The sequence below is a fragment of the Candidatus Blochmanniella pennsylvanica str. BPEN genome (assembly GCF_000011745.1).
Lineage (GTDB): Bacteria > Pseudomonadota > Gammaproteobacteria > Enterobacterales > Enterobacteriaceae > Blochmanniella > Blochmanniella pennsylvanica.
In genome coordinates this window covers 196898-219196 of record NC_007292.1, presented here as the reverse complement: position 1 = coordinate 219196, position 22299 = coordinate 196898, and the positions used below count along the sequence as shown (strand labels likewise).

The following is a 22299-nucleotide window of genomic DNA, read 5'->3' as shown; positions in this document are numbered from 1 at the left end:
TGTTAAGTTTTTTTATATAATTTAGATAAATAAAAGTTAGCTAATTTTAAATCATTTTGATGAGTAACTTTTATATTATCAGAACGACCGTGTATCACAATGGATTTATACCCACAATATTCTAGAGCTGATGCTTCATCAGTAACAGTTACTCTATTTTTTAAAGCTTTTTTAAGACAATATTTTAAAAGATCATAATTAAACAACTGTGGAGTTAAAGCATGCCATAAATTTTCACGATTTACAGTATATCTTATAAAATTAGTCCCACAGTAAGTTCGTTTAATAGTATTACAAATTGGTATTGCTAAAATTCCACCTACTTGAGAAAATTTTGTGATCTCAAAAAGCCGTAATAAATCTTCATGATGTAAACAAGGACGCACCGCGTCATGCACAATAACCCAAACTGATTTTTTTACATGCTGCAATCCAGCCATAACTGAATCAGCTCGAGTGTGTCCTCCAACAACTACACTAACTCGAGGATCGTAAGAAATAGATAATTGACGAAACCAATGATCACGCGCATTAATTACTACGATGCAATGACGAATGCAGGATTGACATAACAAGGCGTTCATGGAATGTTCAATCAAAGTTTTATCACCTATGGTGCAGTATTGTTTCGGCAATAAACTTTTCATGCGTTTCCCAGTGCCTGCTGCTGGAAGGATAGCAGTAATGTATGGAATTTTTTTTTTCAACATATTTAGTATAAACACCCACATATATCAAAATAATTAAACCATCGTTGACTTTTATTTAATTAATATTGCTGTTACAATGTTATTAGATAAAAAGTTTCACCGTGTTTAATCATACCAAGGTCATATCTTGATCGTTCTTCAATTGCTTCATATCCATGAAGTAAATCATAAATTTCATATAATAATTGATTATTACGAACCTTTAGTTGATCAATATTATTAATATTTTTATATAATATAATTGTATTATGGATATTTATTAAATCACAAATACCATTTTTTCCTAACCAAAGTGAATATTGTAACCAAGCCAACAATGCCACCAATATACAATTTAACTTATTCATTTTTACGCTAATTCATTATATTTTACATTAATTAATCGATTATATTCACCATATACCCAACTCGCTGTTACTGATAATGAATAAATATCTATTAAATAGGTAACTTATGGTCATTAAATATATAATTGTAGTTATTGATATAAACTTATAATACATGTTAGAATAACCGATTTAAAAATCAGCATAATTTATGATGATTTTATTATAAAAGAGTATTTCTTTTTTAAAAGATTTATTTTAATTATAAATATAAAAATTATTTTGTTTCTATTAAAACAAAATAATTTTTACTAAAGATAGCATCTAATCATCATAGAATATGATTAATCATACAAATTATTAAGTATATAAATTTATATTACATCTATATTAGATAGATAAGTCTATTTTAGACAAATGCTCAATACACGATGATCGCAATATTTGATTGATTAACTCTGTGATCGATTTTTGACCATCTAAATGTATATCTGGTTGTTTTGGTCGTTCATAAGGAGAACTTATACCAGTAAAATTTTCTATTTCACCTAATCTAGCTCTTTTATACAAACCTTTTGAATCGCGTTGTTCACACACATGACAGGGTGTGTCAACAAATATTTCAATAAAATGATTGACGGGAAACATATTACGTACCATTTGACGCTCACGATGATAAGGAGAAATAAAAGTAGCTAATACTACTACGCCAGCATCAACCATCAATCGCGCTGCTTCCCCTACTCGACGTATATTTTCATGTCGATCATGATCACTAAATCCTAAATCTTGACACAATCCATGGCGGACATTATCTCCATCCAACATATATGTGCTGATATTTCTATGATGTAATTTTGTTTCTAAAACATTAGCTAAAATTGACTTACCAGATCCTGATAGTCCTGTAAACCATAATAATATAGCTCGATGTTTATGTAAAAGCTCACGATCTTGTTGTGTTATATAACAAGTGTTCCAAAAAATATTTTTGTTAGATATACAATTGATATTTTTATGAATCATAATATAATTATCATCATGATAAGTCTGGGATTTTCCAATGAGGAAAATGAAAACGAATAAATTCATGTAATGCCAATTCAAATTCACTATAATTTTTAGTATACTTAAACTTATGAGGCGCGATAGGAGTACGAACCATTCCAGCTCCTACAGTTTCATTGGTTAATAAATCAATAAATATCATACTACCAGTTGTGGGGTAATGAGAATATTGATCTAGTATCAGTGGCTCATCGAATAACAACCTTGCTAGTCCAATTCCATTGAGTGAAATTGTGTTTGTCTTTTGAAATTGCAAGGTATTAATATCTATTTGGTATTCTATATTTTTTACCTGCGCTCTTACAACTTTAGTAGCAATCTTGACATTAAAATATTGATTTTTTTTTAATGCTTCTTTTTTCATCCATACCACATCTACCAACGCATTCTGAACTGGTGTAATAGTAGCATGAGAATCAATTATCATATCTCCACGACTAACGTCAAGATCATCTTCCAAAGTTATAGCAATTGCCTCTCTAGCCCCAGCATGTGTTTGATCCTCATGAAATTTAATAATACGTTTAATAGTAGAAGTAGTATTTGAAGGAAAAATATTAATACGTTGTCCAACATGCATACTACCTGAAGCAATAGTGCCAACATAACCTCTGCAATCTAAATTATGACGAATTACATACTGTACTGGAAAGCGTAATTCTTGTTGATCGAAGTGTAAGGAATCATTAATCTGGATATTTTCTAGCATTTCCAACAATGTAGGTCCTTTGTACCACTTCATATTTGTTGATAATGTCGTAACATTATCTCCGTCTACAGCGGATATTGGAATAAATGTTGTATGTATCTCAGTCGGTAAATGTTTCTTAGTAAATTCTAAATATTCTTTACTAATTTTTTGAAATATTTTTTGGTTATAATTTATTAAATCCATTTTATTAATTGCCACTATAATATACTGAATACCTAGAAGTACAGTGATAAACCAATGTCTTTTAGTTTGGCTCTGTATTCCTTTACGAGCATCAACTAATAAAATAGCCAATTCGCTAGTAGAAGCACCAGTAACCATATTTTTTGTATATTCTATATGCCCTGGAGTATCAGCAATGATAAATTTACGTTTTTTAGTAAAAAAATAGCGATAAGCAACATCTATAGTAATACCTTGTGCGCGTTCCGATTGTAATCCATCTACCAGCAAAGCTAAGTCTAATTTATTTTTTTGAGTACCAATTTTTTTGCTATCCGTATAAAGAATAGATAACTGATCATCATAAATTTGATAAGAATCATGCAACAACCGTCCTATCAAGGTACTTTTACCATCGTCTACGCTACCACATGTAAGAAAGCGCAACAACGTTTTATGTTGTTGCGCATATAGATAATTTTCAATTCCTCCATGATTGATAATTTCCTGCTCTATGGTGTTAATCATAATGATCCTTTAGAAATAACCTTGACGTTTTTTACTTTCCATAGATCCAGATTGATCAAAATCAATGATTCGACCTTGGCGCTCACTTTTCTTAGATATTAACATTTCCTCAATTATTGCAGGTAATGTCTCTGCTCGAGATTCAATCGCTCCGGTTAATGGCCAACATCCCAACGTACGAAATCGTACCATACGTGTTTCTACAACTTCTTCAGATGTAAGATTGATTCGATCGTCATCCACCATAATCAAATTACCATTCCTACGAATCACAGGGCGATTTTTAGCTAAATATAATGATACTATATCAATTTTTTCAAAAAAAATATACTGCCAAATATCTAATTCTGTCCAATTGGATAAAGGAAATACACGAATACTTTCTCCTTTATTAATTTTGCTATTATAATTATGCCATAATTCCGGACGTTGTTTTCTAGGATCCCAACAATGAAATTTATCTCGAAACGAATAAATCCGTTCTTTAGACCTAACTTTTTCTTCATCACGGCGAGCGCCTCCGAAAGCTGCATCAAAACTATATTGATGTAATGCTTGTTTCAATCCTTCTGTTTTCATAATATCTGTATGTTTAGCGCTACCATGAATAAATGGGTTGATTCCCATAGATATTCCTTCTGGATTTTTATGCACTAATAACTCTAAATCATAAGATTTAGCGGTATTGTCTCGAAATACATACATTTCATGAAATTTCCAACCAGTATCTATATGTAATAAAGGGAAAGGTAATGCGCTCGGATAAAATGCCTTTCGAGCTAAATGTAACATTACTGAAGAATCCTTACCTATAGAATATAGCATGACTGGTTTTTGAAACTCAGCAACTACTTCACGAATAATATAGATACTTTCTGACTCTAATCTATGAAAATAAGTAATATGCTTTCTATTGTGGATCATACATTGTCCTTTTAACTTATATCAAATTAATAATTGAATTAATAAGATAATAATGCAATGCTTTTTGACCAAACCAATTAATTTTACTATGCAATGACACGACATCGCCAATAACTAACAAAGCGGGATGATCAGCCATTTGTGTCAATTTTTCTAATTCAATTAAGGTCCCAATTAAAATTTTTTGATCTTGATATGTCCCTCGACTAATTACGGCTACGGGCGTATGCATATTTCTTCCATGAATGATTAGATTATTCCTAATACTTATAGCATTAATCTTACCCATGTAAATGACTAATGTCTGTTGGTTGTTCGATAAACTGTTCCAATTAAATTGATTATCGCCATTTGTATTATGTCCTGTAATAAAAACAACACTATGAGCATATTTTCTATGAGTTAAAGGAATACCAGAATAAGCCGCAACTCCGATTCCTGCTGTAATACCAGGAACTACTTGAAAAGCAATACCTGCCTCCGATATTGCTTGTAATTCCTCTCCGCCCCGTCCAAAAATAAATGGATCTCCTCCTTTCAGTCTAACGACTTTATTTCCTTTTTGCGCTAATTGTACTATAAATTGATTGAGTTTTTTTTGAGAAATTGAATGATTCCCAACATGTTTTCCAACACAAATTTTATCAGCATCGCGCCGGGCTAAATCTAAAATATCTGAATTTACTAAATAATCATATAGGATGATATCTGCTTGTTGTATTACTTGCAATCCTCTGATAGTTAACAATCCTATATCTCCGGGCCCCGCTCCTACTAACGTGACATGACCTGTTTTATTATTCTTATTTTTTACAGAATTGTTAAGCGCATAGTTTAAAACTTTATTGGCTTCTTTAGGGCGACCTTTTTCCATTAAGGTAACAACGTGTCCATTATAAAATATTTTCTCCCAAAACTGACGCCTAAGTACTGTATCTACGATATGCTGTTTTACTTTATTACGCCATGCTCCCGCCAATTTTGCTACAAATCCCAGAGACTTTGGTAATAACAATTCAAGTTTTTCACGTAAAATACGTACTAAAATAGGCGCTTTTCCGCAAGAAGAAATTCCTATTAAAACAGGATTACGATCAATAATAGCAGGGAAAATAAATGAACATTTATTTTTGTCATCCACAGTATTTATCAATATATTGTGTTTTTCAGCATTTTGGTATATAAAAGTATTTAATTTAGAATCATTGGTTGCTACAATCACTAAAATTACTTTATTTAACATAATAGGTTGAAAATTTTTACTAATCCAACTGATATTTTGTTTAATTAAAACTTTTTTTAATTCTGTACAAAGGGCGGGGGCCACTATTGTAATAGTGGCCCTTTGTAGCATGTGTATTTTTCGTGCAGCAACAGCACCTCCCCCAACTACTAACACTGGCCTATTTTTGAGATCAATAAATATCGGTAAATATTCCACGGTATTACGTTGATGCTTAAGTAATAATAAAATATTAAAAGTTTTTAATGTACATTAAATATGATTATACAATCACAAAATTATAATTAATGAATAATAGTTCATATTTTTTATTTTTTAAATTTTATTCTCTACAATTATAAACATACATTTAAGATATTTTAATAATGACTAAAATTAAGAATACATGCTATCAATCAGGATACTGTCCTGAAGTACAGGATACTGTACTAATGCAAATAAAGTATTATCACATAAATATTTCATATAAATAATGAATTCACTCAATAATATGTAAACCACATTCACGTTGTAACCCAAAAAAACGTGTGTCTTCTTCTTTCATACCAGGTTCCCATTTTCTGCTAGTATGCACATCTCCTATTGATACATAACCTTGTTGCCACAATGGATGATATTCCAAAGAATGTTTTTCAATGTACCTATGAATCTGAAGAGAATTCCAATCAACGATAGGTAAGAATTTAAAAATTCCATTTTGAATGGTTATGATTGGCAATTTTTTACGGCTATCTGACTGATTTCTTCTTAAGCCTGCAAACCATGTTTCCACTTTCAGCGTTCTTAGAGCACGATGCATGGGTTCAACTTTGTTAATAGCATTGTATTTTTGGATCCCTTTTATACCCTGTGTCCATAATTTACCATATCGTGCTTCTTGCCATGCTGCAGATTGATTCGGAGAAAATATATGTAAATTTAATTGCATTTTTTCTGTCAATCGATCAATAAATCGATATGTTTCTGGAAATAAATAACCAGTATCAATTAAAATAATCGGAATGTTAGGATAATAATGAGTGGTTAAATGTAAACTGACTGATGATTGAATACCAAAACTCGAAGACAATATTGCTTGCTTAGGTAAATATTCTATAGCCCATTTGAACCTATCTACCGTATTTAAAGATTCCAAATATCGATTTATTTTAACTAAAACCAATTTTTGTTCATTAATGTCTAATGAATTGAATTCTGTAACAGTCCAGCAATGATTAATAACATTTAATAGTTTATTCATAAAAATCTTTTTCAGAATTTATAACAGCATTAACTATCCCAGATCTTACTACATAATCTCCATAAGATTCTTGACTATTTCTCTCTTGTGCCCAACGACTAATAGTCGTATCAAGAATATTTAAAATATCATTTTCCGTAATATTTTCTTTGTACAATCGAGGAATACGCGTACCGATATTATTACCTCCTAAATAAAGATTATAACGCCCAATTGATCTTCCTGTTAATCCAATTTCTGATAACATCGCGCGAGCACAACTGTTAGGGCAACCTGTTACTCGTAAAATAATAGCATCTTTTTCCAATCTATATTTAGACATGATATGCTCTATTTTAGTAACAAATTTTGGTAAAAATCGTTCTGCTTCTGCCATCGCTAATGGACAAGTAGGAAACGCTACACATGCCATAGATGCTTTTCGTTGCGGGGTAATATCATCATTGATTACACCATATTTTCTCAATGTACTTTCAATCATTAATTTATTGTCCTTAGATACTCCAGAAATAATTAAATTTTGATTTGCAGTCAATCTAAAAGAACCTGAATGTATTTGCGCAACTTCTGCAATCCCACGTTTTAAGAGCTTATGGGGATCATTATTTGATATTCTTCCGTTTTCTATAAATAAAGTAAGATGCCAATAATCATCAATACCCTGCACCCATCCAAATCGATCTCCTCTATCCGTAAATACATAAGGACGAATTGGATGAAATTGTACTCCAGAACGACGTTCAACTTCTGATTTAAATGTTGTCACTCCAACGCGCGTCAAAGTATACTTTGTTTTAGCATGTCTACGGTCAGATCTATTTCCCCAATCTCTTTGTACTGTAACTACTGTTTCTGCAATTTTTAAAACATCTTTTGTAGAAATATATCCGAATGCGCTAGCTTTACGAGGATATGTGGTAATATCTCCGTAAGTCATTGCTAATCCTCCGCCTACTAATACATTGAAACCAATTATTTGGTCAGTGTTCTCGCTTTTGATAGCAATAAAACTAAGATCGTTAGCATGAACATCTACATCATTTATAGGTGGTATCGCAATTGCTATTTTAAATTTACGAGGTAAATAAGTAGCGCTTAAAATTGGCTCAGAATCTGTAGATTCTGTTTTTTTTGAATCTAACCAAATTTCTGCATATGCATTAGATTTTGGCAGTAAATATGAAGAAATACTTTTTGCCAATTCCCATACTTGATAATGTAATGTTGATTCCATGGGATTAGCTGTGCATATCACATTACGATTTACATCTCCAGCAGTAGCTATAGAATCTAATCCCAATTTATTCAATAAACGATGCACATTTTTCAAGTTAGGTTTTAATAAACCATGCAGTTGAAAGGTTTGTCGAGTAGTAAGACGTATTGTGCCATATAAAGTATATTTTTCTGAAAAATCATCGATAGCCAACCATTGTTGTGGCATAATCACGCCACCCGGTAAACGACAACGTAACATCATATTAATTAGTGGTTCTAATTTTTGATTTGCTCGTTCTACACGTACATCGCGATCATCCTGTTGATACATGCCATGAAATCTGATTAATTGAGCATCTTCTGTATTAAATCCACCGGTTAAGTTATTGTCTAAATTTTGAGCAATAGTACCTCTTAGGAAGTTGCTTTCTTTTTTGATTCGCTCATTATCGGATAATAAGGGTATATTTTTATCATTGTTATTATCATATTTTCTGTTCATTAGTAAATATCTCTCTGATAACGATGTTGTATCCGCATGTTATGCCAAAATTCATTCGCTTTATCTAAACCCATACTCCCGTATTTAGATGCTAACATAACTAAAGCCTTATTTACATCTTGAGCCATATGTTTAGCATCGCCACATACATAAATATGAGCTCCTTCTTGAATCCATGACCAAAGCTCTACGCCATTCTTTAATAATTTGTTTTGTACATAAATCTTATCATTTTGATCTCTGGACCAAGCTGTATCAATTTTGGTTAATAAACCATCTCTGAAATAACGTTGCCATTCAATTTGATAAAGAAAATCATCTATAAATCTTAAATTCCCAAAAAATAACCAGTTTTTTCCTGATGCACTATCTGCAGATCTTTGTTGCATAAAAGCACGAAACGGAGCAATACCTGTTCCGGCCCCAATCATAATTACTGGAACATTAGAATTTTTTGGTAGTCTAAAATTATTATTAGGTTCAATAAAAATACGTATTTTTTCATTTTCTTTTATGCGATCTACTAAATAACCACTAGCACCACCTGTTCTAAAGCGTTCATTTGTCTTATAACGTACTACGCTTACAGTAATATGTATTTCATCTCCTACCTCTGATTGAGCGGAAGAAATGGAATAAAATCGGGGTTTCATAGGACGTAATATTTGCAATAACTCTTGCGGAGTTATTGCAATTGATACACGATGCATCATTGCAATAATAGGCGTAGTTAAAATAAATTTATTTAATTTTTCTGAATTGCAGAGTAAATCCAACAACATTTTATCTTGAGTAATAGTAGCTATATTTTTTACAACAACGGAAGTATTATGAGTTAATTCATAATGTTTCTGTAATGCTTCACTAAGAGACATTGGCTCTTCTTTAACTCGTACTTGTTCAGTTCCTTTCAATCTTAATAATTCTAGTAACTCATTAATAAGATTAGGATCATTTTCATACCACACTCCTAACGCATCTCCTGGTTGATAGTGTAAATCAGAATCAGCAATATCTATCTCTAAATGATGCACATCTTTCAGTGAATCACGACTAGTAATTTTGTATCGGGTTGATAAACAAGCAATTAATGGACATTCTTTGTTATATACAGTGTTATTTACTTGTTCAAGACTACAACTGTTATTATTTTGCTTAAATGTAGAAGTAGATATTATTTTATTTTTTAATAAAAGAACTATCTTTTTTCTCCATACATTAGCTTCTTCTTTAAAATCGATATCGACGTCGACTCGATCGCATAATCGATGCGCTCCAAGCTCCTCTAATCGATGATCAAAATCTTTTCCAGCTTTAGCAAAATATTCATATGACCGATCTCCAAAACTGAATACCGCAAAATGAGTATTTGGCATTTTAACTGCTTTATTGGAAAATAAATACCTGTATAACGCAATTGCTTCTTCTGGAGGTTCTCCCTCTCCATAAGTGGAAGTAATAATAATTAATAATCTTTCTTTAGAAATTTTCTTAAATTTGTAATCTCTAGCATCAAACAACATGACATCCATATTAATTGCACGAATATCATCACGTAACTTCTCAGCTAATTGACGTGCATTTCCAGTTTGAGAAGCAGATATTAAAGTAATTGTTTTATTAAGACAAACACCTTCTATTTTAGTGTTTTCAGAAATATCAGTTATTTTATTAGTTTCTGCAACACTTGCTAATCCCCATAAGTATCCGGATATCCAAATCAGTTGAGAACTGGACAAAGTAACTAAAAATGATCGAATATAATCTAACTGTTCTGAAGTTAACGGTGTTATTTCGCTATGTGCTGTTTTTTTTATCATTAAATTAAACTACTTAATCTGTTGCATAAATAACAAATCTTACAAATTAGTAAGGATGTGCATCTTCTTAAAATATTGATATGTCCACGTAACCCAATTTATCTGGGTATTAAGCAATACGAATTACTAACGTATATAAATAATTTAATTTGAAAATTTTTTAGATCTTATTAAAAAATATTTTTTGAGAATCATTTCTTGTTATTTTAAAACAACATAAACTGTAACAAAACATAAAACGCACATACTTCAATAGGTATGTTGTTATAGTAGCAATATAAAATATATGCGATATAATCAATTATTCAATTTTTTTGAAATTAACAAGAAACAGTTTATAACACAATACAAAAAAGACACATTAAGAATTAACTATATTACTCGTCTATATATTTATATAAACTGTTTTTGAGCTCACAGCAATAATTACATATATATTTTCATATTAAAAAAATACGTAAATTAATTACTTTTTAACTAATGCTCTATTATCGTATAAAGCATACAAATTGCTTCATCTTTTAATTTTTCTATAAAAATATTCTTTTATCTATTTTATATATATATTTAATATGCTGAATTAAGTCATCAACTATGACATAAGTTTATTTTTAAATCTATAAAACACTCCTTTTTTTCCTAACATTTCTTCTATACGAATTAGTTGATTATATTTAGCTACTCGTTCAGAACAACGCACAGGTCCAGTTTTTATTTGACCGGCAGAGGTACCCACGGCTATGTCAGCAATGCTTGTATCTTCAGTTTCTCCGGAACGATGTGAAATAATTGTACCGTAACCTGCATTTTTAGCCATTTTAATCGTTTCTAGTGTTTCAGTTAAAGATCCTATCTGATTGCATTTAATTAAAATAGAATTTGCAATATTTCGATTAATACCCATTTGTAACAAATTTATGTTAGTCGCAAACAAGTCGTCTCCTATTAATTGAATTTTATTACCAAGAACTTTGGTTTGGTAAGCAAATCCATCCCAATCGTATTCACTTTGTCCATCTTCAATAGAAACTATCGAGTATTTTTGCGCTAATGATGACAAATAATAAGTAAATTCTTCAGAAGTAAAAAACTTTTTTTCACTTTTTATATTATACTTATTGGTGGATGTATCAAACAATTCAGATGCAGCACAATCTATTGCTAGGACAATATCTTCTTTTAAAATATAACCAGATTGTTCTATAGATTCTTTTATTAATTCTAATGCAGTGGCATGAGAATTAAGATTAGGAGCATATCCACCTTCGTCACCTAATTGCGTGGATATTCCTTTATTACTTAATATTACTCTTAAATTATATGATATTTCAGATCCCATCTGGATTGCTTCTTTGATGGTTTTTGCTCCAATCGGGATAATCATAAATTCCTGAATATCTAAATTATTATCAGCATGCTTACCGCCATTAATAATATTCATCATAGGGAGTGGCATAACAAGTGTATTTTTTGGCGCGTCATACAAATCAGAAATATGCTGATATAATGGAACATTTTTAAATGCCGAGGCTGCTTTTGCAACTGCTAAAGAAACGCTCAAGATAGCATTAGCACCAAATTTTGATTTATTACTGGTTCCATCCAAATCAATCATAATAGTATCAATAACACGTTGTTGCGTTACATCCATTCCTATTAATGCTTTATGAATGGGTCCATTTACAAAACTGACCGCTTTTGTGACCCCTTTTCCAAAAAACCGATTGTTATTATTATCCCTTAACTCTAAAGCTTCTTGAGAACCAACAGATGCTCCAGACGGAACAGATGCTAATCTAGAACCACCTTTGATATATACTTCGGTCTCTACTGTTGGATTACCACGAGAATCAATAACCTCACGTCCAACAATATTTAAAATCTTAGGCATTTTTATTTCCTTTGTGAATTAATCTTGATTTTCATGCGAACAAAAAAATAATATCATAAACATTGACTCGTATGTACTAAATTAATTTATTATGACGATGTTGGTACTCTATTGCAGCTTTTATAAAACCTATAAATAAAGGATGACCTTCACGAGGTGTAGAATTAAATTCAGGATGGAACTGACTCCCTATAAACCATGGATGATTTGGATATTCAATTACTTCTACTAAATTATTTTTTTTAGAAAAACCAACACAACTTAATCCAGCATGTGTTATATGTTTTAATAACATGTTGTTTACTTCATAACGATGTCGATGACGTTCTAATATAGTACTTTTGCCATATATTTGATGTGTTAAACTCCCCTTAATTAAATAACACGCTTGATTACCTAGGCGCATAGTACCGCCCAAATTAGTATTATCATTGTGTGTTATAAAAATACCATTCTCATCTTTACACTCAGTTATTAAAGCTATTACTGGGCATTTACAATTAGTTACAAATTCTGTAGAATTGGCTTCTGGCATTCCAGCAACATGACGAGCAAATTCGATCAATGCTACTTGCATACCCAAGCAAATTCCAAAATACGGTATATTGTTTTCTCGAGCATATTGTGCGGATAAAATTTTTCCTTCCACTCCGCGATAACCAAATCCTCCAGGCACTAAAATAGCATCTAAACCCTTCAGTGTTTTTTCTATACCTAATTTTTCCACATCTTGGGAGTTAATAAGACGAATATTCACAATAAAACGATTTTTTATCCCAGCATGCTTTAATGCTTCTGTCACTGATTTGTAAGCATCTACCAATTCAATATATTTTCCTACCATACCAACAGTCACTTCTCCTATCGGATGTTCTTGATAATAAATTACTTCCTCCCAATCTGATAGATTTGCCTCGGGACAATTTAAATTAAAACGTTTACAAATATAATTGTCTAATCCTTGGTCTTTAAGTAAAGCAGGTATTTTATAAATTGAATCTACATCTTGCAGAGCAATTATCGCTTGTTTAGGTACATTGCAAAACAAAGAAATTTTTTTTCGTTCACTATTACTGATTACTCGATCAGATCTGCAAATTAAAATGTCAGGTTGAATACCAATAGAAAGTAATTCTTTTACTGAATGTTGTGTTGGCTTAGTTTTTAGTTCTCCAGATACTGCAATAAAAGGCACTAATGTCAGATGTATGTATAAAGTTTGTTCTCTATTTACTTCCATTACCATTTGCCTAATAGCCTCTAAAAAGGGCAATGATTCAATATCACCTACTGTGCCACCTATTTCTACTAATAACACATCGTGACCAAAAGCGCCTGCTATAAGCCACTTCTTTATAGTGTCAGTGACATGAGGAATAATCTGTATCGTAGCGCCTAAATAATCTCCTCGACGCTCTTTCCGTAAAACATCAGCATAAATTTTACCAGCAGTAAAGTTATTATGATGTCTCATTTTAGTACGGATAAAACGTTCATAATGCCCCAAGTCTAAATCAGTCTCTGCTCCATCTTCAGTAATAAACACTTCTCCATGTTGTACGGGGCTAATTGTACCAGGGTCCATATTGATATATGGGTCTAATTTTATTATAGTTACACTGAGACCGCGCGCTTCTAAAACTGCAGCCAAAGATGCTGTAGCAATGCCCTTACCCAAAGATGATACCACTCCACCAGTTACAAAAATATAATTCACTCTCACATATCAACCTAAATTATACATTTAATTTATTCACGGTTTAAAATTTTTCTCTATGATCATGGCGGATTATTAGTTAAATAAGTAATTATTATATGCGTATCTTTATTGTTAGAATATAATTCTTATTATTCCTAGATATTCTGAAAAATTTGATAATTAATAAATAAACTATTCGATTGCAAATAAAACATCTAAAAATTACATAACTTGGCTATAAAAAATAAATAACAATACCATTATTGAGTATCATGACATTACACAATCTTTTACAACAAAACGCAATATTCACTCACTATATAGAGTAATCACAGTAACAACTTTTAATACTTAAAGTGTATACTATACAAAACATGATGTATATATGATACAAACTTTAATATAATAATATTTGATGAACATAATTACAGTAAAATATAACATGTCTGACTATTTGGTATAAGTATTTGTTGTACACAACAAATACTTATACACTGAAAGAAGAACCACAACTACAAGTATTCTTGGCATTTGGATTGATTACAACAAATCGAGACCCTTCTAATCCTTCATAATAATCTATGATACCTCCAAATAAATATTGCAAGCTCATAGGGTCTATTACTAGAGATACGCCATTGTTTTCTACAATACAATCATCGCTAGAAATTTTATCATCTAAAATAAACCTATATTGAAACCCACTGCAACCTCCTCCTATAATATATACACGCAATTTTAAATGTGAATTACTGTTAATTATTTCATTTTCAGTGAAAAACTTTACTTTTCTGGCTGCAAAATCAGTCAATTGTATAGGAAATTTTGCATCATTATTCATAATTATTAACCTTTTATATCAAATAAAAACATTGTAATTCCTGTTGTAATAATTAATTAATCAATTCATAATTGGAGCATATTTAACTTTATAAAAAATTAATCCATTAAAAAATTTATATAATTACCAAATATATATTATATACAACGACATTATTTACAATTTATAGACATATATTATATAAATAAATTTTATTTTATTAGAAAATATTTAAATATAATGTTATTAATTAACGATCTTAGAATAAAATAAAAGTGACGTAAAGTATCATTGGACGTTATTATATAAATCGTACTGCTGTTTTTCCAAACAATTAACAATCATTTATAGTAAAAATTATTTATCTATTCATTTGTATTGTAATACCTTGTTCTGCTACAGTATTTATTGGTTGCTGATTATATGAGATTATTTTTGATTCTTTAAGTGACTGAAATAATAATTGCCAATCATTCACCCACACTGGCAAAACCTGACAACCATTATTTTTGCTATCATGTAGTGTAAAATTACCACAATTATCTATAGGTATGTACTTAATACCACTAGGTAGTTCTAAATGTAAAGGAGTAGGATTTTTATTATCTAAATACAAATTATATAGAGTTAATGCGCCATTAGTACCTGTTAACTTAGTTCTTCCGTTATTGTCACGTCCTATCCAAATCACAGTTACTTCTGTGTCATCAATTCCAACAAACCAACTATCACGAAGATCATTAGTAGTTCCAGTTTTTGCGGCTAATTGAGAACAAGGAAATTTTAAAGATAAAATACAAGAAGTTCCTCGTGTTGCTACTTGTTGCATTGCATATAACGTTAAATAAGCTGCTTGAGGGAAAATAACACGCTCTGTCTTGGTAAAATTTTGATATAATACTATATCTTCTTCGTTCATAATATAACAAACAGATGATAAGGCAGAATATTGCCCGCCGCTAGCAATAGTTTGAAACTCCTGAGCAACTTCTATAGGTGTCAAACTAATGGATCCTAAAAGGATAGATGGAAAAGAAGAAATAAAATTAGGCGAAATGCCCAATTTTTTTAAAACATCAGAAATAGCGTCTAATCCTATTGTCATACCTAAATTAACAGTAGGTACATTGAGAGATTTAATAAAAGCATCAATAAGAGTGACTTTGCCTCGAAATTTTCGGTCATAATTTTTAGGGGACCAAATTACTCCATTTGGTTGTTGTAAATGAATAGGCTCATCAGCAATCCATGTATTGAGGTGATATTTATCAGGATGACTTAAAGCTGCTAAATAAATTGCTGGCTTCGCTAATGAACCTATAGAACGACGAGCATGCATAGCACGATTAAATCCAGAAAAATGGGGATCAGACCCTCCTACCATAGCTCGTATTTTTCCACTAAATCGATCTACTACAACTATGGCCCCTTCTAAATCTTTTACGTTATAATAATGTCTTAATTTATGAATGCCTAATTCCATTGCCTGTTCTGCTGCTTTTTGAGAAATAGGATCTAACGTAGTAAATATTTTTATTCCAGAAAAATCATTAATTCGATCAATATTTTGTATTTCTTTATTTACCATTTGTGTAAAAGCAGGTTGTAAAATTAATATTTCATCCTTTGGCTGCGTTCCTAAAGGGCGTGCACTAAGAATAGCACACATTTTTTTATCAATAATATCTCTATGTTCTAACAATTTGAGTATTAAATTGCGACGTTCCAGTGTTATGTGTGGATTTTTCCAGGGATTATATAAAGACGCGCCTTTTATCATCCCCACTAACATTGCTTGTTGATCTATACTTAATTCATTTATCGGGCGACCAAAATAATAAAAACTAGCTAAAGGAAATCCATGAATCTGATCATTTCCGTTTTGACCAAAATATATTTCATTCAAATATAATTCAAGAATGCGGTCCTTACTATATCGATGATCGAAAATTAAAGCCATATAGGCTTCATTAAATTTACGCCACAATGATCGTGTATTATTTAAAAATAAATTTTTTACTAATTGTTGCGTTAAAGTACTTCCTCCTTGTACAGTACGACCAGAAAAAACATTTGCTAAAAAAGCACGACCAATAGAAGATATCTGAATACCATCATGCTGATAAAAATAACGATCTTCAACAGCTAACAACATATCTATTAATATATCTGGAAACCCTGATCTCGGTACAAATAATCTTTGTTGCTTATTAGGAGCATATAAAATAGATATGATCTTGGGATCAAATCGAAATAAACCAAAATTATTCTTTGTGTCTTGGTTATAAATGCGGAGTAATTTTTTTTGATTAAAAAAAAAGGATACATGCATTTCTCCTTCTTCTCCACTTGGAAAATTAAAAGGCCTACGAAATAATTCAATGTCATTATTATGTACAACAAATTCTCCTGAATGAGTAATTTTAGAGACTTGACGATACTGTAAAGTTTCCAATAAATGAATTATATCATTTTTATGATACGACATATTAGGTTCTACATTAATCATACGGCTATAAATAATCGTAGGTAATCTCCAAACCTTTCCATCAATACGACTTTGAACCTTCTTATCTAAAAATATTCCATACGCTATAATTAAAGCGATAATAAAGAAAAAAAAGCACATTACAGTGTATAAAAAAAATAAAGCTCGTTGCACAATGACAGAATGACACTTATATGATAATTGATTCATAAAAATTATATTATTGATATACGTTACAATACTCAGGTAAATTGATAATCGGTTATCATTTATTTTCCTTTGATTATACGTGATAGTAGGTCACATAATGAATCACACAAATCTACAACAATTTATGTTTATTTTAAATAAATAATTCTATCTGTTTAAATAAAACATTATGATTAGTGTTAAATAATTAATTAAAAACAAATAAATACGTGGACCACATATATATATTTTCCTACAAACAAGTTATATTAACTAATAATTAATTATTGAATAAATAAAATGGAATAACACCATAATATATTATTAATGTTTTAAATGTTTAAATATTGATCAATGCCAATGTCAATGTCAATGTCAATGTCAATGTCAATGTCAGCATTATCATAATTATAACTTGCTAAAATACAACAATATTCATACTTATGTTTCTATAAATGTAGATATCTCTCTTTATGCAATATAACTAAGTTTTTATTAAATCAGCTCTAGTACAGTATTAAACTACATCACTTATTTAAATTTAATATCAATTAAAATTTTTTACAATTTTTAATTATAAATATAATCTAACAAAATTCTGATAGCTAATAGCATTTTAATTAAAAATATCAAACAATTTTCTAATAATATGAGGCTGTTCTTTATGGAGAAGATTATAAGGAACATTTGATATATACCAAAATATCCATAATATGCAGTTAAAAAAATTCCAGTTTATATTAATGTGACTATTGCTATTAACATCTAGAATTGTGAGTATTCTTTGATACTTAATCTACTTAAATAAATATATTTTTTAAAAATTTATAAAACATCGTTAAGGATATACTGATAGTATAGATCGTTTTGGTGTTGTATTTTTAAAAAATTTTCGAATTTTTCTTATTCTAAAAAAAATAGATACAAATAAAATTAAAATAACTCGATCATACATAAAATTTCTTAAATTGATGTTTGATAAGCAAATAATTTCAATATCTGAAATTTTAAATTTTTATAATTATGACTGAATAAGAATATGATACAAAAATATCTATATTGTATATAGATAACATAGATCTTATTATTACAGATTATTTCTGATGTGAAGAAGAAATTCTTGTAATGTAATGGTAATGCTATTATCATTAATTCCAGAAGGAATTATTAATATAATATTTCTCTGAATGCAGAAATATTTAACATCATATAATCAACTTAATATATCTGTAATCATATTTTATTATACATAAATTCTTAAATGTACTTGGCGTTCATACTAGTATTTAGATTGTAATTTAAATTAAAAATCCACCATATACACAATTAACAAAATTGGATGCAATACGACACTTAATGTAATGCATTTCATTGCATGTATAATGGATATCATTCAATACAATTATAATTGTAATCCTATTATTACTCGTGATACTATCTGAAGATTAGTTAATAATATATACACCATGTGTCTTAACACCGTCTCACTTATCGTTATCAACTATTCAAGTATTATTTTTGTTTGTCATATTTGAATATATAATCAAAATGTTGATACTGTATATAAAATACACATCACAATTAAACACAATAAAAAATTAACATGTATTTTTAATATATTATTATAAAAAATATGAAATATAATTCGATTTTATGATGATATATATGAAACTATCTTACGATGAAATAACATTATTAATTTAAATTGTATAATATAAATTGGTATAAAAAATAAATTTCTTATACATTTTAATGCGATCACTTTAATCAATGATATCTTATAAAGGATTGGTACAAAAATTTATAAATAATATTTTTTTGAATATTATTTTTTAATTCTTCATTTCATTATTAATTTCTCTTAGAGAAAAGATCATAGAATGTCATAGATCCATCATACATTCATTGAATTGCTGAATATTGTTTTTCCGTAGCAAATATTTTAATTTGTTAAAAACAATGACACCAATATGTTTTTTAAAATCATTTTATTCATTATATATACAAACGCACGTAAATATTTTATTACAATATTTATAAAATCAACATAAATATGAACATACTTTTAAATACATTAAGGAAATGCTGCAATGTTAGAACGTTCATCTGATGATGTAGATCCCATAGAAACACAGGATTGGTTAAAGTCTATTTCTTCAGTTATTCAAAGAGAAGGTGTTAAGCGAGCTCAATTTTTAATGAATCAAATCATACATGAAGCCTCTAATAATGGCGTTATTATTTCTAATAATGAAATAACAAATGATTATATAAATACTATTCCAGTTGAGGATGAACCAGAATATCCCGGAGATCTAGAAATAGAAGAGCGCATATGTGCTGTTGTACGTTGGAATGCCATTATGATGGTATTGCATGCATCAAAAAAAAACTTGGATTTAGGAGGTCATATTGCCTCATTCCAATCTTCCGCTACGTTATATGAAGTGTGTTTTAACCATTTTTTTCGTGCGCGTAATAAGCACGATGGCGGTGACTTAGTATATTTTCAAGGCCATATTTCACCTGGTATATATGCCCGTGCTTTTCTTGAAGGACGATTACATGAGGACCAAATAAATCATTTTCGCCAGGAAGTAAAAAATTTAGGACTTCCTTCATATCCTCATCCAAAATTAATGCCAGATTTTTGGCAATTTCCTACAGTTTCTATGGGTCTTTCTTCAATTAGTGCAATTTATCAAGCAAAATTTTTAAAATACTTGAATAATAGAAATCTAAAAGATACCACTTTACAAACAGTATACACTTTTTTAGGAGACGGAGAGATGGATGAACCTGAATCTAAAGGAGCGCTTAATATTGCTGCTAGAGAAAAATTGGATAATTTAATTTTTATTATTAATTGTAATTTACAACGATTAGATGGCCCAGTAATAGGAAATGGAAAAATTATTAATGACTTAGAAAACATATTTAAAGGATCAGGGTGGGAAGTGATTAAAGTTATTTGGGGAAGTAAATGGGATGCATTGCTACACAAGGATACTAGTGGCAAGCTAATTCAACTTATGAATGAAACTGTTGATGGAGACTATCAAACGTTTAAATCTAAAAATGGGGCTTATGTACGTAAACACTTTTTTGGTAAATATCCAGAAACTAGCGCGTTGGTAGACGATATGAGCGACTCTGAAATTTGGGCATTAGATCGCGGTGGACATGATCCTAAAAAAGTATTTGCTGCTTTAGAAAGAGCTAAAAATAGTTCTGGAAAACCTGTTGTAATACTAGCGCATACTGTTAAAGGTTATGGTATGGGTTCTAGCGCAGAAGGAATGAACGTTGCGCATCAAATAAAAAAAATTAACATAAAAGAGATACGTTATTTTAGGGATAGATTTAATTTAAATCTCGTCAAAGATGACCAAATTGAATCTTTACCTTATTTAAAATTTAAAGAAGGCTCTCAAGAACACATATACTTACATGAGCGACGTAAAACATTACTTGGATATATTCCAAATAGGTTAGAACATACTACTAATTCTCTAGAACTACCAACATTAGAACATTTTTATCCTTTGCTAATACAACAAAATAAAGATATTTCTACTACTCTCGCATTTATACGTGTTCTAAATATATTACTAAAATACACCCCAATTAAAAATAGACTAGTACCCATAATTGCTGATGAGGGCCGAACCTTCGGGATGGAAGGGCTATTTCGTCAAATCGGTATTTATAACTCCATGGGGCAACAATACACTCCTCAAGATCATGATTTACTTGCATATTATCGTGAAGATAAACAAGGTCAGATTTTACAAGAAGGTATCAGCGAATTGGGCGCAGCAGCGTCGTGGTTAGCAGCCGCTACCTCATACAGTACTAACGACTTCCCCATGATACCATTTTATGTATATTATTCAATGTTTGGTTTTCAAAGAATCGGAGATTTTTTTTGGGCTGCTGCTGATCAACAAGCTCGAGGATTTTTGATCGGAGGAACATCTGGTCGAACTACTTTAAATGGCGAAGGATTGCAACATGCTGATGGTCACAGCCACATTCAGTCATTAACAATTCCTAATTGTATTTCTTATGATCCAGCATATGCATATGAAATTGCTGTTATTATACAAGATGGCCTCATGCGTATGTATGGAAGTAATCCAGAAAATGTATATTATTACATAACTACATTAAATGAAAAATATCATATGCCAGCCATGCCGATAGGAGTTGAAGAAGGTATTAAAAAAGGAATTTATAAGTTAGAATCTTTATCGGGAAAAAATGGAAAAATTCAATTGATGGGATCTGGTGCTATTTTACGTCTTGTTCGTGAAGCGGCTAAAATCTTATCTCAAGAATATAACGTAAGTTCTGATGTATATAGTGTTACCTCTTTTACTGAATTAGCAAGGAATGGGCAAGACTGCGAACGCTGGAACATGTTACATCCCATGGATATACCCAAAATACCGTACATTACTACCGTATTGAATGATTTTCCCACTATAGCTGCTACTGATTATATGAAATTGTTTGCAGAACAAATTAGATGTTTTATTCCAGGTCATCATTTTTTTGTATTAGGCACGGATGGATTTGGTCGATCCGACAGTCGAAAAAATTTACGACATCATTTTGAAGTAAATACAGGTTATGTGGTTACAGCCGCACTAGCCCAATTAGTAAAAAAAGGCCATATTCACGCTGATGTTGTTCTAAACGCTATCAAAATATTTGATATTGACCCTGAAAAAATTAATCCACGCCTAATATAAGA

Annotated in this window: 14 protein-coding genes; 1 reads left to right on the top strand and 13 read right to left on the bottom strand. The window is 30.4% G+C overall.

The genetic code is table 11. From position 1 onward, the window contains the following. Positions 1-2: 2 nt before the first annotated feature. The 13 genes from ispD to mrcB all read right to left on the bottom strand — a co-directional run bounded on the left by ispD (position 3) and on the right by mrcB (position 17561). Entirely contained in the window at positions 3-710 is a 708-nt protein-coding gene (ispD, locus tag BPEN_RS00840) for a 2-C-methyl-D-erythritol 4-phosphate cytidylyltransferase (RefSeq protein WP_011282718.1), read from the bottom strand. Between the two features lie 71 nt (positions 711-781). Beyond that, on the bottom strand, positions 782-1057 hold the full coding sequence (gene ftsB, locus BPEN_RS00835) for a cell division protein FtsB (RefSeq protein ID WP_011282717.1): 276 nt from the start codon (positions 1055-1057) through the stop codon (positions 782-784). A gap of 369 nt (positions 1058-1426) precedes the next feature. After that, a complete protein-coding gene (cysC, locus tag BPEN_RS00830) occupies positions 1427-2062 on the bottom strand; it encodes an adenylyl-sulfate kinase (RefSeq protein ID WP_011282716.1) in 636 nt (211 codons plus the stop codon). A gap of 13 nt (positions 2063-2075) precedes the next feature. Next, complete coding sequence (gene cysN / locus BPEN_RS00825; protein WP_011282715.1) at positions 2076-3506, bottom strand: sulfate adenylyltransferase subunit CysN; 1431 nt, start codon at positions 3504-3506, stop codon at positions 2076-2078. A gap of 9 nt (positions 3507-3515) precedes the next feature. Beyond that, entirely contained in the window at positions 3516-4430 is a 915-nt protein-coding gene (gene cysD, locus BPEN_RS00820) for a sulfate adenylyltransferase subunit CysD (protein WP_011282714.1), read from the bottom strand. Between the two features lie 16 nt (positions 4431-4446). Beyond that, positions 4447-5871, bottom strand: coding sequence for a siroheme synthase CysG (cysG, locus tag BPEN_RS00815; protein WP_011282713.1), 1425 nt, complete (start codon positions 5869-5871; stop codon positions 4447-4449). A gap of 280 nt (positions 5872-6151) precedes the next feature. After that, positions 6152-6913: a phosphoadenylyl-sulfate reductase gene (locus BPEN_RS00810; protein WP_011282712.1), complete on the bottom strand. Its 762-nt coding sequence runs from the start codon at positions 6911-6913 to the stop codon at positions 6152-6154. After that, the gene (gene cysI / locus BPEN_RS00805; RefSeq protein WP_011282711.1) at positions 6906-8633 is read right to left on the bottom strand and encodes an assimilatory sulfite reductase (NADPH) hemoprotein subunit; all 1728 of its coding nucleotides are present in this window, start codon (positions 8631-8633) and stop codon (positions 6906-6908) included. Before cysI ends, BPEN_RS00810 begins: the two co-directional genes overlap by 8 nt. After that, a complete protein-coding gene (gene cysJ / locus BPEN_RS00800) occupies positions 8633-10453 on the bottom strand; it encodes an NADPH-dependent assimilatory sulfite reductase flavoprotein subunit (RefSeq protein WP_011282710.1) in 1821 nt (606 codons plus the stop codon). The genes cysI and cysJ overlap by 1 nt, the downstream gene beginning before the upstream one ends. Positions 10454-11045: 592 nt before the next feature. Beyond that, entirely contained in the window at positions 11046-12344 is a 1299-nt protein-coding gene (eno, locus tag BPEN_RS00795; protein WP_011282709.1) for a phosphopyruvate hydratase, read from the bottom strand. 76 nt (positions 12345-12420) lie between these two features. Next, a complete protein-coding gene (locus BPEN_RS00790) occupies positions 12421-14067 on the bottom strand; it encodes a CTP synthase (protein WP_011282708.1) in 1647 nt (548 codons plus the stop codon). A 463-nt stretch (positions 14068-14530) separates the two neighbouring features. Further along, positions 14531-14884 carry an iron-sulfur cluster insertion protein ErpA gene (erpA, locus tag BPEN_RS00785; RefSeq protein WP_011282707.1) on the bottom strand — a complete coding sequence of 118 codons (354 nt, stop codon included), beginning with the start codon at positions 14882-14884 and terminating at the stop codon, positions 14531-14533. Positions 14885-15224: 340 nt separating this feature from the next. Next, positions 15225-17561, bottom strand: coding sequence for a bifunctional glycosyl transferase/transpeptidase (gene mrcB, locus BPEN_RS00780; RefSeq protein ID WP_011282706.1), 2337 nt, complete (start codon positions 17559-17561; stop codon positions 15225-15227). Positions 17562-19630: 2069 nt separating this feature from the next. Between mrcB and aceE the strand changes: the two genes are divergently transcribed. Further along, a complete protein-coding gene (gene aceE, locus BPEN_RS00775) occupies positions 19631-22297 on the top strand; it encodes a pyruvate dehydrogenase (acetyl-transferring), homodimeric type (RefSeq protein WP_011282705.1) in 2667 nt (888 codons plus the stop codon). Positions 22298-22299: the final 2 nt, after the last annotated feature.